The following is a 12,799-nucleotide window of genomic DNA, read 5'->3' as shown; positions in this document are numbered from 1 at the left end:
ATGCCAGCATCTGCCAGCGGTGGGCGCCGGCCAGAAGTCAGGATCGAGGCCGGTTGAGCCACAGACCGGCCCCGACGAGCGCCACCGCGCCGGCAACGAAGGGCCAAATCGGCAGGTCGCCCTGGGGATCGGCGTAGCGGCGCGGAATGGCGGGTGCCGCGTCACTGCGGTCGGTGACAGCCGGGCCCGGCTCCCCGTTGCCGGCTACCGTCAGCTGGAACGGCCACGAACCGGACACCACGTGCCCGTCGGCGGAGGTGACCCGATAGTGGACGGTGTAGGTGCCAGTGGGTCCCAGCGGACGCACCGCGACGCTGGCGACCGCGCCGTCCACCCGAGTGTCCCCGGTGGACCACAGGTGCCCGTCGGGACCCACTACCGTCATGGCCGCGAAGTCGGACTGAAGTTGCTCGTTGAAGGTGGCGCTGACGCGTTCCGGCCCACGCGACAGCTCCGCGCCACGGGCCGGGTCCGTCGACACCAGCACCGCATGCGCGGCGGCTACCCCGTTGGCCGCGAACAGCATCCCCAGCAGGAACACGCCCGCCAGTACGCCGCGCAACGCCCGCCTCACGCCCGCCGCCTGCCCAGGGCGATCGTGGCCGCCAGCGCGGCGACCAGCAGTGCGGCGCCGCCGAGCAGCCGGGCCGGATTGTCGGCGTGATGCTCGCCGGCCTCGGGTTCGACCTCCGGCGCCGGACCGGCGGAGACAGCCGGCTCCGGGTGCTGGGCGTGGTGCTCGGCTGCCGACGCCGGGCCGGTCCCCAGCTGCAGTGTGGGCACCGGGTGCTCCGCCTCGCCGCCGCCCGGCGGGGGCGTCTGGTCCCAGCGCACCTCGGTGCCGTCGGCGTATCGCTGTGCCGACGGGAAGTTCACCGTGTCGGCATCGGGCAGTCTCATCGCGATCCGGAAAAGCCCGAACTGGTCGGCGCCGATGCCGGCTCCGGCGGTGGCTGTCCAGGTCACCGAGCGCACCGCCCCGGACTTGGGGTCGCGGTCCAGACGTGCCGTCCAACCGGGCTTGGTCTCGGTGCGAGCCGAGGCCACGTCGGGCAGTGTCACCGTGAGTTCCGTTGTGGCAGAACCGCTCGGCGACTCGTTGGGGACCTCGAAGGTGACCATCGCAACCCCGCCGCGCACCGCGCCGGGGCTGCTGGCGTGGACATGCGCCCAGGCTGGTGCGGCGCCGGCAAAGAAGCCTGCGGTGATCGCCGCGGCCAGCGCGCACGCGCGCATCCGAGCGCTCATGACGGCAGCCCCAGCCGGGCCATCAGATCGGCGTCGATCCCATCGAGCTGGTCGCTGATCGAGGCGGAGGCGACTCGGCGACGATCTCCCGGCATGGTCTCGATGGCGGTCACGGCCGTCGACAGGTCCGACAACCGTTCGGTGATCGCCGAGACGAACTGCTTGGTCTCGGAGTCCTTGGGCTTGCGGTCTTGGACCAGGCGCAGGGTCTTCTCCGCCCCGGCGATCCGCGCCGAGAGCCGGGCGGTGTTTTTTGCGGGTCCGGAGAACTCGCCGATGCGAGCCACCGGCACCCCGAGCTGGGCGGCGCGCTGCTCGTCGATCAGGCCGCGCACAGCCATCGCGGCCCGGTACACCAGCGGCACGATGACAGGCGCCAGCATTCTGGTCACCACCAGCGTCCGGCGGACGCGGGCGGGCGAGAGGATCCGGCCGTCGCGGGCGGCTTTGAGTTGGCTTTCGGCGGCCTTGCGCGCGGCGCGGTCGCGGTTGCGGTCCGACTTGATCTGGGCTTTCAGTGCGCGGGCGTCCGCGCGCTGGGTGGCCTTGAAGCGTTTCGCCTCGCCCTTGGCGGCCAGCCGCGCCTCGAGTTTGGCGCCGGCCTTCAGCGCCCGTGCCTCGGCACGTCGGGTCGCGCGGCTCTTGCGTTTTCTGAACAGGCCCATCGCGGCCGCCTCCCCGGTGTCTCGCTGGAACCGATGAAGCCACCCTAATCGCGGCGCCGGCGCCTCAGGCGCTGAGGTGCTCCTTGCGGCGGAGCTCATCGATGCGGGCCAGGACGTCCTCCTGGGCCTCGGGCGAGAGCCCGACGGCCTGGGTCGCGATGCGCCGCACCCCGGCGTCGCGGATGCTGTCCAGCCACGACAACTCGGCGTCGAGCTTGGCGTAGTAGTCGTCGTCGGTGAAGAACGCCGGTTTGATCCGGAAGAAGTTGGCCAGCGCTGTCATGGTGGCGGTGGACGGGTTCGTCCGGTTGCCCGAGCGCAACTGCGAGAGGTAGGGGGCCGACATCGTGACGCCCTCTGCTTTGAGTGCCGCGATTACCTCGGCGGACGTATGCGGTCCGCGGCCGGGTGGATAGACCACATCGAAAAGGCGATTCAAGCGGACAGCGAACGTCGCGCTCATCGATAGGACCTCCAGGGGGGTAGGCAGGCGACCGACAGGCGCTCCGCGAGGGGGAAGCGGTAGCGCCTGATGATTTGCTGATCATCGTAGCGATAGTTACCGACACAACCAAGGGTGTTTCCGGAGCGAATTCGATCTTGAAGCACGAGATCGGGCTTGGTGCAGTTCATTCGGCGTACCGTAGAGATCGCTGTGGCCGGATTTTCTTGTCGTACCAAGCACAATTGCGTCGTCATCGGTGAACGAAGAGACCCACCAACATCACCCCGTTAGTCCTCGCTACTGGAAGCCCCTCCGGGTAAGTGAAGTTTCCACCGCGCGTTGGGCTGTCTGAGAGATTTGCTACCGAGTGGTGGAATCGTCTCCGGCGGTCTGTCCGGAACAGCGGAGGGAAGCCCGCCACAGCGCCGATCCCGATGCCACCGAAACCAGTCCGGCGACCGCGGTGATGGCCACCGGCCGCCAGCCCAGCGCCTCATCGAAGAGGATCCACAGGCCGCACGCCAGGAAGAGCAGTCCGGCCGCGGCATGCAGCAAGTGTTCGGGCAACCGACGGTGCAGCACCGTCCCCGCCGCGATCGCGACCGCGTCGGCCAGCACCATCCCGGCCGTCGCACCGAGCCACACGCCCAGCCAGTTGCGGTCACTGGCCAGCGCGACAGTCGCCAACATCGTCTTGTCGCCGAGCTCGGCCAACAGCACCGAGGACACCACCGCGAACAGCACGAATCGAGGCTCGCGGACGGTGGCTTCCCCGGGGGCGGAGTTGGTTCCCTCACGCCAGGTCCACGCCGCGAAACCGATGAAGGCGACGCCGGCGACGGCGGCGATCGGGCGGGCCGGCAACGTCAGCCCGAGGAAGTGCCCCACCGTCACCGAGATCCCATGGATGGCGAACGCCGCGATAGCCACTCCACCGAGAACCACCCACCAGCGGTGCCGCAGCGCGTAGGTCATGGTGATCAGCTGCGATTTGTCGCCGAGTTCGGCGAGGAAGACCACGCCCAGGCTGATCAGCATGGCGGCAAGCATGCGGGACGCCCTTTCGTCAGCTGCCGAGGCTAGTGACTGCCCGGCCCGGCCGCCAGCCGGCAGGGAATTTCGGCTGGCCGAATCCAAGGATCCGGCGACAGGACATTTGGGGGCGAATTGTCTTATGCGGCAAGCAGCATGGCCAATATCGCGGTGTCGGGGTGGCTGACCGGGTCAACACCGACCCGACTCACCATCGAGGTGACGGTGCCGTCGGATTCGGCTTCGACCCAGGCCGCCCGGTGCTCCAGGCCCAGGTAGGGCAGGCCGGGCAGCAGTACGCATCCGGAAGCCGCGCCCCGACATTCGGGCAGCGAGGGAATGGTCTCCGAGGGCGGGTGCAGCATCAGCAGCGCGGAGGGCTGACGGCCGGCGAAATACCCCGGTGCGATCGCCGACTCACCGGTAACGGTGCCCTCGGCCAGCAGCAATCCGACCGTGCCGGGGCCCGGGTTGTCGGGGAGTTCTTCGTGGGTGCCGAACACCGTTGTGGTGGGCAGCAACCCGGGCATCGAAGCGACGCGGACCGTGATGCTGAGCAGCTGGGTCCATTCCTTGGTCGAATCAGGCCAGCGGCCGAAGACCACGAATCCGTGCAGCTCGCCGCGGGAGTGAAATGGGGCGACTTCGATCGCCCGGCCGGACCCTGTCGTCTCCATCGCGCACCCTCCGCGACATTTTGGCTTGTTGGCTGACTCGCCTGCTCGCATTTCAGCGGGTGGGTTGTCTGGCAGCATGCGGCACGCGCAAAGCCGATTCAAGGGGACACGGCGCGGGGGTGGGTAACGAAACGGTGAAAAAACTAAGGTGGGGCGTCACGCCAACGGCGCGACGCCCCACCTCGGCCGGAAGTGCGGCTAGAAGATCAGCCCCGAAGTCTTCGAGGTGGCGGCCGCGAAACGCGACTGCACGTCGGCCCAGTTGACGACGTTCCAGAACGCTTTGACGTAGTCCGCCTTGACGTTCTTGTACTGCAGGTAGAAGGCGTGCTCCCACATGTCGACCTGCAGCAGCGGGATGATGCCCAGCGGCACGTTGGCCTGCTGGTCGTAGAGCTGGAAGGTCAGCAGTTTCCCGCCGAGGGTGTCGTAGCCGAGCACCGCCCAGCCCGAGCCCTGCAGGCCGTTGGCGGCCGCGGTGAACTGCGCACGGAACTTGTCGAACGATCCGAACGCGTCGTCGATGGCCGCGGCCAGTTCGCCCGTCGGCTTGTCACCGCCGTTGGGGGACAGGTTCTTCCACCAGATCGAGTGGTTGACGTGTCCGCCGAGGTGGAACGCCAGGTTCTTCTCGTTCAAGAAGATCGCGCCGTGGTCGTCGTTGGCCCGAGCCTCCGCGAGCTTCTCCAGTGCGGAGTTGGCGCCGGACACGTAGGCGGCGTGGTGCTTGCTGTGGTGCAGTTCGTTGATCTGACCCGAGATGTGCGGCTCAAGGGCTCCGTAATCCCAGTCCAAGTCCGGCAAGGTGTAGTCGGCCACGGGGTTCCTTCCTTCGGTCAGTACTGATCCGGTGTCGATCACCGTTGATCATTGTCGACAAGCGTTGACGGTCTAGCGGCACCCCATTCCCACCGCGGTCGCGGTGCGATAGGGCCACCTTCAACCACATTGCTCCAACGCCAGGTGTACCGCAACAACGGGTCGGGCTATCGCGCGGCGTCAGCCGACCCCGACCGACGGGCCGTGGTTCAGGCCAGGACGAGCACCAGCAGGAATGTCAGCAGCACCAGGGCGATCACTCCGGCGCGCAGCGACGCCAACAGGTAGGCGCGCTTGTAGGTGGACGATCCCGAATGCCAGCCCGACGCCGTTGCGACGGGTCCGGGTCCGATCGGTCCTGCCGTCATTCCCCTACCCCATACATCCCGGTTCCCCCAACTTCACCGTGCGGCCCACCCCCGTGAGACGCATCACATCAGTTCTGTGACGGCGATCATAGCGCTTTGTCTGTCCAGTGGAAAAATTCGACGGGATAACCCGACTTACCTGCACCGATGCGATCCCGGCGATGCCGGCCGCGGAGTGCGGGCCGCAGGCGGCTGCTTAGCCGATCAAGCGATTTCGCTCGACGTTGTTAGTCGGTTCGCTTCGACGATGCTGCGTTATCCACAACCGATGCGTCTGACGGCATGTAACAAGCACATCACCCCGCGTGCGGCTGTCGATGGGTGTGTGGATAAACCTGTGGAAACTGTGGATAGCCAGTAGTAGCTGCCCGGGTGCCGAGGCGGCCGTGTGGAACGTCTTTGACGCCGTTCGCCGGACGCTCCGGCGGCGGCTTCGCCGACCTTGCGCTCGCCGCTAGGCTGGTGCGGTGATCCAGGTGTGTTCCCGCTGCAACACGCGGTGGAACGTGCGCGACCGCCAGCGGGCCTGGTGCCCACGCTGCAACGGTGCGCTGTGGGCGCCGCTGACACCCGAGCAAGAAGCCGAGTTGCAGTGGACCCAACCCGGGCCCCCCGCGCCGCCGGCGGCATCCGGGCAGGCGCCGCCGCGGCTGGGGCCCGGATACCGCTGGATCGCGGTGCGGCCCGGTCCGCCGCCTCCGCAGCCACCCCAGCGGCGTCCGCTCGGGCCCACCCCGCGCTACTCGGTGATGCCGCGCTGGACCCTGATGGGCGGGCCGATTCGCGCTGCGGCACAGTCGAAGCCCGGGGAGCGGCCGGCGCCTACCGCGCGTTCGCTGGAGAAGACGCTGGGTGCCGCGATTGCCGCGCTGGGCGTCGCGGCCCTGGTGCACGTCTTGATCTATGTGTTGATGATCGTCAATCGCACCCGGCTGCTGAATCCCCTGATCGCCGGCGGCGCGGTGTGGCTGGGCCGGCTGGCCGGACTTGCCGCGATCGCCGCGGTGGTCGTCTGTGCCGTGGTGCTGACCAGGTGGCTGCTCGCCCGTCGTTCGGTGACCTTCGCCCGATTGCGTCTGCCCGAGTCGCGCCCGGCCTGGGCGGTATGGGCTGGATGCCTGGTGCCGGTAGTCAACCTGGCCTGGGCGCCGGTCTTTGTCATGGAGCTGGCCAAGCGGGAGGACCGGCTGGAACGGCTGCGCAAACCCATCGTGGTGTGGTGGGCCGTGTGGGCGGCCAGCACTGCCGCCGCGATCTTCGCCACCGCCACCAGTTGGGCCGACGGGGCCCAGGCCATTGCCAACAACATGGTGGCGACCGTGGTGGCGTACCTGCTCGGCCTGGCGGCCGTGGTGACTGCGGCCCGGGTGGTCGAAGGATTCGAGCGACGATCGATGGGGCGGCCCGCCCATCACTGGGTGGTGGTGGCCGATGGCCGCGACACCGCCGTCGTGTCGCCACCGGCTCCGGCAGCCGCGCCGAAGCCGGAAGAAGCCACGACACCGGCCCCGGCTCTTGAGTCCGACGGGCGGGAACCGGCAGCATAAGCCCATGACACCGGCCGGTGATGTCGTCTCGGAACACCCGTTCGTGGTCGCACACCGGGGTGCCTCCATCGACCGCCCGGAACACACCCTGGCCGCCTACGACTTGGCGTTGCAGGAGGGGGCTGACGGCGTCGAGTGCGATGTACGGCTGACCAGTGACGGTCACCTGGTCTGCGTGCACGATCGTCGGGTGGACCGGACCTCCAGTGGGGCCGGGGTGGTCAGCGAGATGACGCTGTCGCAACTGCAGCGCCTCGACTACGGCGGGTGGCACCGCAATGGGCAGACCGGTTCGCCGGAGGGCGCCGGAATCGGCGACACCGGCCTGCTCACTCTCGACGCGCTGGTTGCGCTGGTTCTGGACTGGCACCGGCCGGTGAAGATCTTCATCGAGACCAAACATCCGGTGCGATACGGCTCGATGGTCGAGCGCGAGGTGCTCGCACTGCTGCATCGATTTGGGCTCGCCGCGCCGGCATCGGCTTCACGGTCGCGGGCGGTGGTCATGTCGTTCTCCGCGGCGGCGGTGTGGCGGATTCGCCGGGCTGCGCCCCTGCTCCCGACGGTCCTGCTCGGGTCGGGTGCCCGTTATCTGGGTGGCGGCGCGGCGACGACGGTCGGTGCCACCGCGATCGGTCCGTCGATCGACACGCTGCGGGAACATCCGGAGTTGGTGGACCAGGCCGCCGCGCGGGGCCGCGCGCTGTACTGCTGGACCGTCGACCGCAACGAGGACGTCGACTTCTGTAGGGATATCGGGGTCGCGTGGATAGCGACGAATCAGCCCGCCCGAACCAAGGCGCGGTTGCGGGCGGGCTGATCGGCGGGCGAGGGGTTTACCCGCCGGCGATACGCGGCGCGCCGCTCTCTTGGCCCACCGTGATCTCGCGTGCGATGAAGGTCTCCAATTCGAACAGGTTGTGCCCCGCGCGGTCGGCGACCCGTAGCAGCCGGGTCATCAGGGCCACCTCCTCGATCTGCTCGCGCAGGAACCACTGCATGAACTGTTCACCGAGGTGATCGCCCTCATCGCGCGCGACGCTGGTGAGCCGGCTGATCTGCTCGGTGACGGTGCGCTCCTGCTCGAGCGTCAGTGCCAGTGCATCCCGCGCCGCGTCGAACTGGTTGCGTACCCCGTCGACGCCGGGAATCTCGACGCGGATGCCGCGGTCGAGCAGGTACTGCACCATCATCATCGCGTGGTTGCGTTCCTCGACCGCCTGGGCGTAAAAGAACTTCGCCAATTGTGGTAAATCCTCGCCGTCGAAATAAACCGCGACCGCAACGTATTGCTGCGCCGCGGTGAATTCGTGGTAGATCTGCTCTTGAAGCAGCGCGTGGAATTTCGTCTTATGGCTGTCGGTCTCGATCATGAACGCGATGCTACCCCTGGTCAGCACCGGTTTGCATCCAAGGCGAGGCTTACTCAGGTCAGCATTGCCTAAGTAAAGATAGGGTAGGCTGAAATTGCGTAATCGTGTGTGGAAATTAGGTTGGGCTCAATTGTTGGCGCTCGATGCGGGTGGTGTATCGCGACGCAATGCATCGAATAACTGGGCGGCCTGGGCGTGGTCCCACACCACCGCGTCGCCGACGTCGGTGTAAACGAACTCGCCGATCGGCACGGTCTGCATGGTGGTGGCGCCACGCAGCGCCCAGCCCAGCGCCGCCAGGTCCACGACGCCGGAGCCGTCGTCTACGGTCACCGCGTGTGCGGCGGCGTGCGGCACGGCGTACCAGCGCAGCGGGTTGAGCCAAACGACCGGATCGGCGATACGGGCCAGCAGCGCCGACAGGAACAGTCGCTGGTGGGCCATCCGGTCCAAGTCGGCGCGCGGCGTGGCCCGGCTACGCACGTAGCCCAGCGCGGCCGCACCGGCCAGCTGCTGGCAGCCGGCTTGCAGATTCAGCCCGGCCAAGGGGTCGTCGATCGGTTCGTCCGGGCACAGGGTGACGCCGCCGAGAGCATCGACGAGCGCGGCGAAACCGCCGAATCCGATCTCGAGATAGTGGTCCAGCCGTAAGCCGGTGGCCTGCTCCACCGTCCGGGTCAGCAGGGCAGCGCCGCCGAGGGTGTATGCGGCGTTGATCTTGTCTTCGCCGTAGCCGGGGATCGTGACGTAGGAGTCGCGCGGCAGAGACACCACCGTGGCCGGCGACTCTGAACCCGGGCCGGGCAGGTGGACGAGCAACACCGTGTCGGTGCGCCCGTCGCCGATGTCGCCGCCGGTGCTCAGGTCCTGCTGCTCCTGGGGTGTGAGATCGGCGCGGCTGTCCGTACCGACCAACAGCCATGTTGTCCCGCGGCCCGGCCCTGGACGGTCGGCGTAATCGGAGAACGCCGCGGTGCGTTGCAGCGCGGTGTCGAGCCAGGCCGCGGCCCCCACCAGGCCCGCCGTGGCGAGCAAGGCCCCCAGCAGAGCAAGCGCCGCCAGCCGGAGCGGCCAGGATCGCCGCCGGCGCGAAGCGGGCGTGCGCGGTATTGGTGGGCGCGGCGCGGGTGGGGGCGCCGGGCGCCGGCGCGGTTCTGCAGCAGGTGGTGCGGGGTGGGGTACCGGCGGCCGGACGACCCGCGGCGGCGGCGCGGCAGAGCCCGGCCGGCCATAGGGGTCGCGGTACAGCAGCGGTGGCGGCTCCCGACGCGGCGGCGGTGGAAGGTGCCAGGGCTGGCCCGGCCCGCGATCGCCGTTCACCCGCCCAATCTACGTACCGCGCAGCGACCGGGCGATCTCCGTCGCCGGCGCAACCGGTTGGTGGCCGCCGAACAGCCGCAGGTCACCGCGATCCCGCCGCATTTTTCTCAGGTCTTGTTAGTAATCTTCCGAACAAATCGTTATCTTGGCCACGTCAGTCGCCGCCGCGATCATGAAGAGAGGTCTACCCGCAGATGACTCGTCAGTGCAGCACGAAGCGGAACCGTCGGGTTGTCGGGCTGGGTACGGCAGTGGGGGCGTTTCTGGCTCTCAGCATGACCCCGTTGGCCCCGGCGCCGGTGGCGTCGGCCGAGGGCTTCGACGACGTGTTCGACCTGGCGCTGGCGCCGTTTGCGGATGCGACTACGGGCGGGCTGGACTGGGATGCGGTGTTCAGTCCGGCGGCATGGAACGCGTTTTTCGACCCGGCCCACTGGGATGACGTGCTGGCTGGGGCAGCGGTGGCGTCGCCGGGCTTCGTCCTCCCGGACCCGACGACGTTGATGAACAACTGGGTCTACACCCCGCTGTACACCGGTATCGATTGGCTGGTCAACAGCTCCTGGACGGCACCGATCGTCGACGGGGCCAACCAGGTCAGCGAGGCGCTGGGGCTGGGCCTGATGCTCGGCGACGGCGCGGCCGGTACGGCGGAGTCGGCCGCTGGTGGCGCGGGCGGCTGGTTGTTCGGTGATGGCGGGGCCGGCTGGGACAACACCGAGGTCAACGGCGTCGGCGGTGCCGGGGGCGCGGCCGGGTTCTTCGGCAACGGCGGCGCCGGTGGCGACGGCGGCGAGGGCGGTGCCGGTGGTGTCGGCGGGGCCGGCGGTTGGTACATGGGTGTGGGCGGCGCCGGCGGTGCCGGCGGCGACGGCGTGAACGGTGGCATCGGTGGCGCCGGCGGCGCCGGGATCGGGTGGATGCTGGGCATCGGCGGTGCCGGGGGCGACGGTGGCGACGGCAGTCACCTCGGCGGCAACGGCGGTGACGGCGGCAACGGCTCGATGTGGTTCGGCAGCGGCGGTGACGGCGGAGATGCCGGCAACGGCGTCTACCAAAGTCAGGGCGACCTGCCGGCCCTGGGCGGGGCCGGCGGCCTCGCCGGCTCGATGGGCACCCACGGCGCGGTGGGCCACTTCGGCACGCTGGAGGGCGCCCCGGCAAGGGCTGCGGCAGAACTCGGCACCGCCGGCAATTGGATCGTCGACATCGACGGCCGGGTGGTCATCCTGCAGGGCGTCAACCAGGTGTACAAGTCGCCTCCGCTCACACCCGGCGGCGACGGCTTCGGCGACGACGACGCCGCATTCCTGGCCGCCAACGGCTTCACCGCGGTGCGGCTGGGGGTCTACTGGTCGGAGATCGAGCCGCAGCCCGGGGTGTACGACTTCGCTTACCTGGAGTCGGTCAAGGACACCATCGAGACTCTCAAGGCGCACGGCATCGTCAGCGTCATCGACATGCACCAGGACCTCTACAACGAGCAGATCGGTGGCCACGGCGCCCCGGACTGGGCCACCCTGTTCAACCCGAGCGACAACGACACCAGCTTCGCGTTCCCGTTCGCCTACGCCCTCAACCCCGCGCAGAACCAGGCCTGGGATGCGTTCTGGACCAACCAGAAGGTGGACGACATCGGGCTGCAGAACTCCTACGCCCGGATGTGGCAGACCGTCGCCGACTACCTGGGCGGCACCCCCGGCGTGGCCGGCTACGAGATCATGAACGAGCCGTGGCCCGGCTCGCCGTGGCTGACCAGCTTCCTCGGCTTCCCCTCCTTCGACCGCGAGACGCTGACGCCGTTCTACGACCAGGTGACCTCGGCGATCCGGTCGGTCGACTCGACCACCACGGTGTACTACGAGCCGAATGTGCTGTTCGGCAACGCGACCGCGGGCACCAACCTGGGCCCGGTCGACGACGACAACACCGTGTTCGCATTCCACGACTACTGCATCTTCGACGCCCTGGGCGGTGGCACCGCCACCGGATGCTCGCTGTGGGACGGGATGATGATGGAAGGCGCTCAGCGCTACATCGACCGCTACGACGTTCCCGCGGTGGTCACCGAGTTCGGTGCCACCCACAACGTCCCCACCATCGTCAGCCAGCTGAACTCGATCAACCCGCACATGTTCGGTTGGCTGTACTGGGGCTACACCAACGAGGCGGGCTCGCTGGTGCACGACACCAACCTGCCGCCGACTGGCGACAACGTCGACGAGCCCATCGTGGCGGCGCTGGCCCAGCCGTACCCGCAGGTGATCGCCGGAGTCCCGAACGCGTGGTCGTTCTCTAACGGAGTCTTCTCATTCAGCTACTCCACGGCGATGGCCGACGGCTCGGGCAGCTTCGGCGCCGGTTCGGAGACCAAGATCTCCATCCCGGAGATCCAGTTCCCGAACGGCTACCAGGTCAGTGTCACCGGCGGCCACGTCGTCTCGGCGGCCAACGCCTCGGTGCTGGTGATCGAGTCCAACGCCGGCGCCGGCACCATCAGCGTTACGGTGAACCCGAGTCAGCCGAGCGCCTAGCGCAGCCATCCCAGCTTGTCGGCGAACAGCGCGTACCCGACGAACGCCACAGTGTCGATCAGTGCGTGCGCCAGGACCAGCGGCCACAGCCGTCCGGTGCGCTGCCAGGTGTAGCCGAACACCAGCCCCATGGCGATGTTGCCCAGCCCGGCGCCGAACCCCTGATAGAGGTGGTAGGCGCCGCGCAACAGTGCTGAACAGGCCAGCGCCACCCGCGGCGAAACCCGCAGCTGCCGTAGCCGGGTCAGCAGGTAGCCGACCACGATCACTTCCTCGGCGAACGCGTTGGCGAATGCGATCACGACCAGCATCGGCGCACGCCACCAGGTGTCGTTGATCGCCGCGGGAACGACGTCGGCGTTGAGGCCCAGGGTCCGTGCCAGCAGGTACAGGCCCAGCCCGGGCAAGCCGATCAGGGCGGCCAGGCCGAGTGCGCCGGCCAGATCGGTGCGGCGGGGCCACCCGTTCAGCCCGATGCGGGCGGGCGTGAATCCGCTGCGCCACAGCAGGTACAGCGCCAGCGCACCCCAGGCGATCAGTTGCACGGCCCAGGCGGCGTTGAGACCGAGATCGATCAGGTCGAAATAGGACCGGCGCGGGTTCAGGGGAATCCGCTGGGAGCTGAGGTCACGCAGCACCGCGTCGGTGAGCTGCAGGATCGCGGTGAGGGCGCTGAGCCCGTAGGTGACCGCCAGTACCAGGACGATCTCCAGGCGCAGCGCGCGTCGGGGGGTCGCCGGCTCGGTCACCCAGCCACGGTAGCCGCTGGAC

The 12,799-nt window shown here is 68.6% G+C and carries 14 protein-coding genes; 3 read left to right on the top strand and 11 right to left on the bottom strand.

Translation table 11 applies throughout. The features are described from left to right. Positions 1 to 37 precede the first annotated feature (37 nt). From K3U94_RS22705 to K3U94_RS22670, 8 genes are all read right to left on the bottom strand, one after another. On the bottom strand, positions 38 to 526 hold the full coding sequence (locus K3U94_RS22705; RefSeq protein WP_220696923.1) for a copper resistance CopC family protein: 489 nt from the start codon (positions 524 to 526) through the stop codon (positions 38 to 40). 44 nt (positions 527 to 570) lie between these two features. Next, on the bottom strand, positions 571 to 1,236 hold the full coding sequence (locus tag K3U94_RS22700) for a YcnI family protein (protein ID WP_230987662.1): 666 nt from the start codon (positions 1,234 to 1,236) through the stop codon (positions 571 to 573). A gap of 8 nt (positions 1,237 to 1,244) precedes the next feature. Next, on the bottom strand, positions 1,245 to 1,913 hold the full coding sequence (locus K3U94_RS22695; protein WP_220695112.1) for a DUF6474 family protein: 669 nt from the start codon (positions 1,911 to 1,913) through the stop codon (positions 1,245 to 1,247). Between the two features lie 64 nt (positions 1,914 to 1,977). Beyond that, entirely contained in the window at positions 1,978 to 2,376 is a 399-nt protein-coding gene (locus tag K3U94_RS22690) for a helix-turn-helix transcriptional regulator (protein WP_047319144.1), read from the bottom strand. Between the two features lie 342 nt (positions 2,377 to 2,718). Next, positions 2,719 to 3,408, bottom strand: a complete 690-nt coding sequence (locus tag K3U94_RS22685) for a TMEM165/GDT1 family protein (protein ID WP_220695111.1) — start codon at positions 3,406 to 3,408, stop codon at positions 2,719 to 2,721. A gap of 122 nt (positions 3,409 to 3,530) precedes the next feature. Next, on the bottom strand, positions 3,531 to 4,067 hold the full coding sequence (locus K3U94_RS22680; RefSeq protein ID WP_220695110.1) for a peptidase: 537 nt from the start codon (positions 4,065 to 4,067) through the stop codon (positions 3,531 to 3,533). A gap of 198 nt (positions 4,068 to 4,265) precedes the next feature. Further along, positions 4,266 to 4,886, bottom strand: a complete 621-nt coding sequence (locus K3U94_RS22675; protein WP_046282829.1) for a superoxide dismutase — start codon at positions 4,884 to 4,886, stop codon at positions 4,266 to 4,268. Between the two features lie 209 nt (positions 4,887 to 5,095). After that, positions 5,096 to 5,254, bottom strand: a complete 159-nt coding sequence (locus tag K3U94_RS22670; protein WP_167344276.1) for a hypothetical protein — start codon at positions 5,252 to 5,254, stop codon at positions 5,096 to 5,098. Between the two features lie 467 nt (positions 5,255 to 5,721). On the opposite strand from K3U94_RS22670, the gene K3U94_RS22665 reads away from it, so the two are divergent. Both K3U94_RS22665 and K3U94_RS22660 read left to right on the top strand, forming a co-directional pair. After that, complete coding sequence (locus tag K3U94_RS22665; protein ID WP_220695109.1) at positions 5,722 to 6,801, top strand: DUF4328 domain-containing protein; 1,080 nt, start codon at positions 5,722 to 5,724, stop codon at positions 6,799 to 6,801. 4 nt (positions 6,802 to 6,805) lie between these two features. Beyond that, positions 6,806 to 7,621, top strand: coding sequence for a glycerophosphodiester phosphodiesterase (locus tag K3U94_RS22660; RefSeq protein ID WP_047319140.1), 816 nt, complete (start codon positions 6,806 to 6,808; stop codon positions 7,619 to 7,621). A 16-nt stretch (positions 7,622 to 7,637) separates the two neighbouring features. On the opposite strand, the gene K3U94_RS22655 is transcribed toward K3U94_RS22660, so the two are convergent. After that, positions 7,638 to 8,174: a ferritin gene (locus tag K3U94_RS22655; RefSeq protein WP_220695108.1), complete on the bottom strand. Its 537-nt coding sequence runs from the start codon at positions 8,172 to 8,174 to the stop codon at positions 7,638 to 7,640. A gap of 126 nt (positions 8,175 to 8,300) precedes the next feature. Beyond that, positions 8,301 to 9,494 carry an LCP family protein gene (locus tag K3U94_RS22650; RefSeq protein WP_220695107.1) on the bottom strand — a complete coding sequence of 398 codons (1,194 nt, stop codon included), beginning with the start codon at positions 9,492 to 9,494 and terminating at the stop codon, positions 8,301 to 8,303. 275 nt (positions 9,495 to 9,769) lie between these two features. Between K3U94_RS22650 and K3U94_RS24250 the strand changes: the two genes are divergently transcribed. Further along, positions 9,770 to 12,028, top strand: a complete 2,259-nt coding sequence (locus K3U94_RS24250) for a cellulase family glycosylhydrolase (RefSeq protein WP_157864234.1) — start codon at positions 9,770 to 9,772, stop codon at positions 12,026 to 12,028. On the opposite strand, the gene K3U94_RS22640 is transcribed toward K3U94_RS24250, so the two are convergent. Then, positions 12,025 to 12,777: a CPBP family intramembrane glutamic endopeptidase gene (locus K3U94_RS22640; RefSeq protein WP_220695106.1), complete on the bottom strand. Its 753-nt coding sequence runs from the start codon at positions 12,775 to 12,777 to the stop codon at positions 12,025 to 12,027. The two genes, K3U94_RS24250 and K3U94_RS22640, sit on opposite strands and share 4 nt — an antisense overlap. Positions 12,778 to 12,799: the final 22 nt, after the last annotated feature.

Origin of the sequence: Mycolicibacter heraklionensis, assembly GCF_019645815.1 — a bacterium.
Taxonomy (GTDB): domain Bacteria; phylum Actinomycetota; class Actinomycetes; order Mycobacteriales; family Mycobacteriaceae; genus Mycobacterium; species Mycobacterium heraklionense.
The sequence above is the reverse complement of the archived record's forward strand: the minus strand, read 5'-3'. Positions and strand labels throughout refer to the sequence as shown.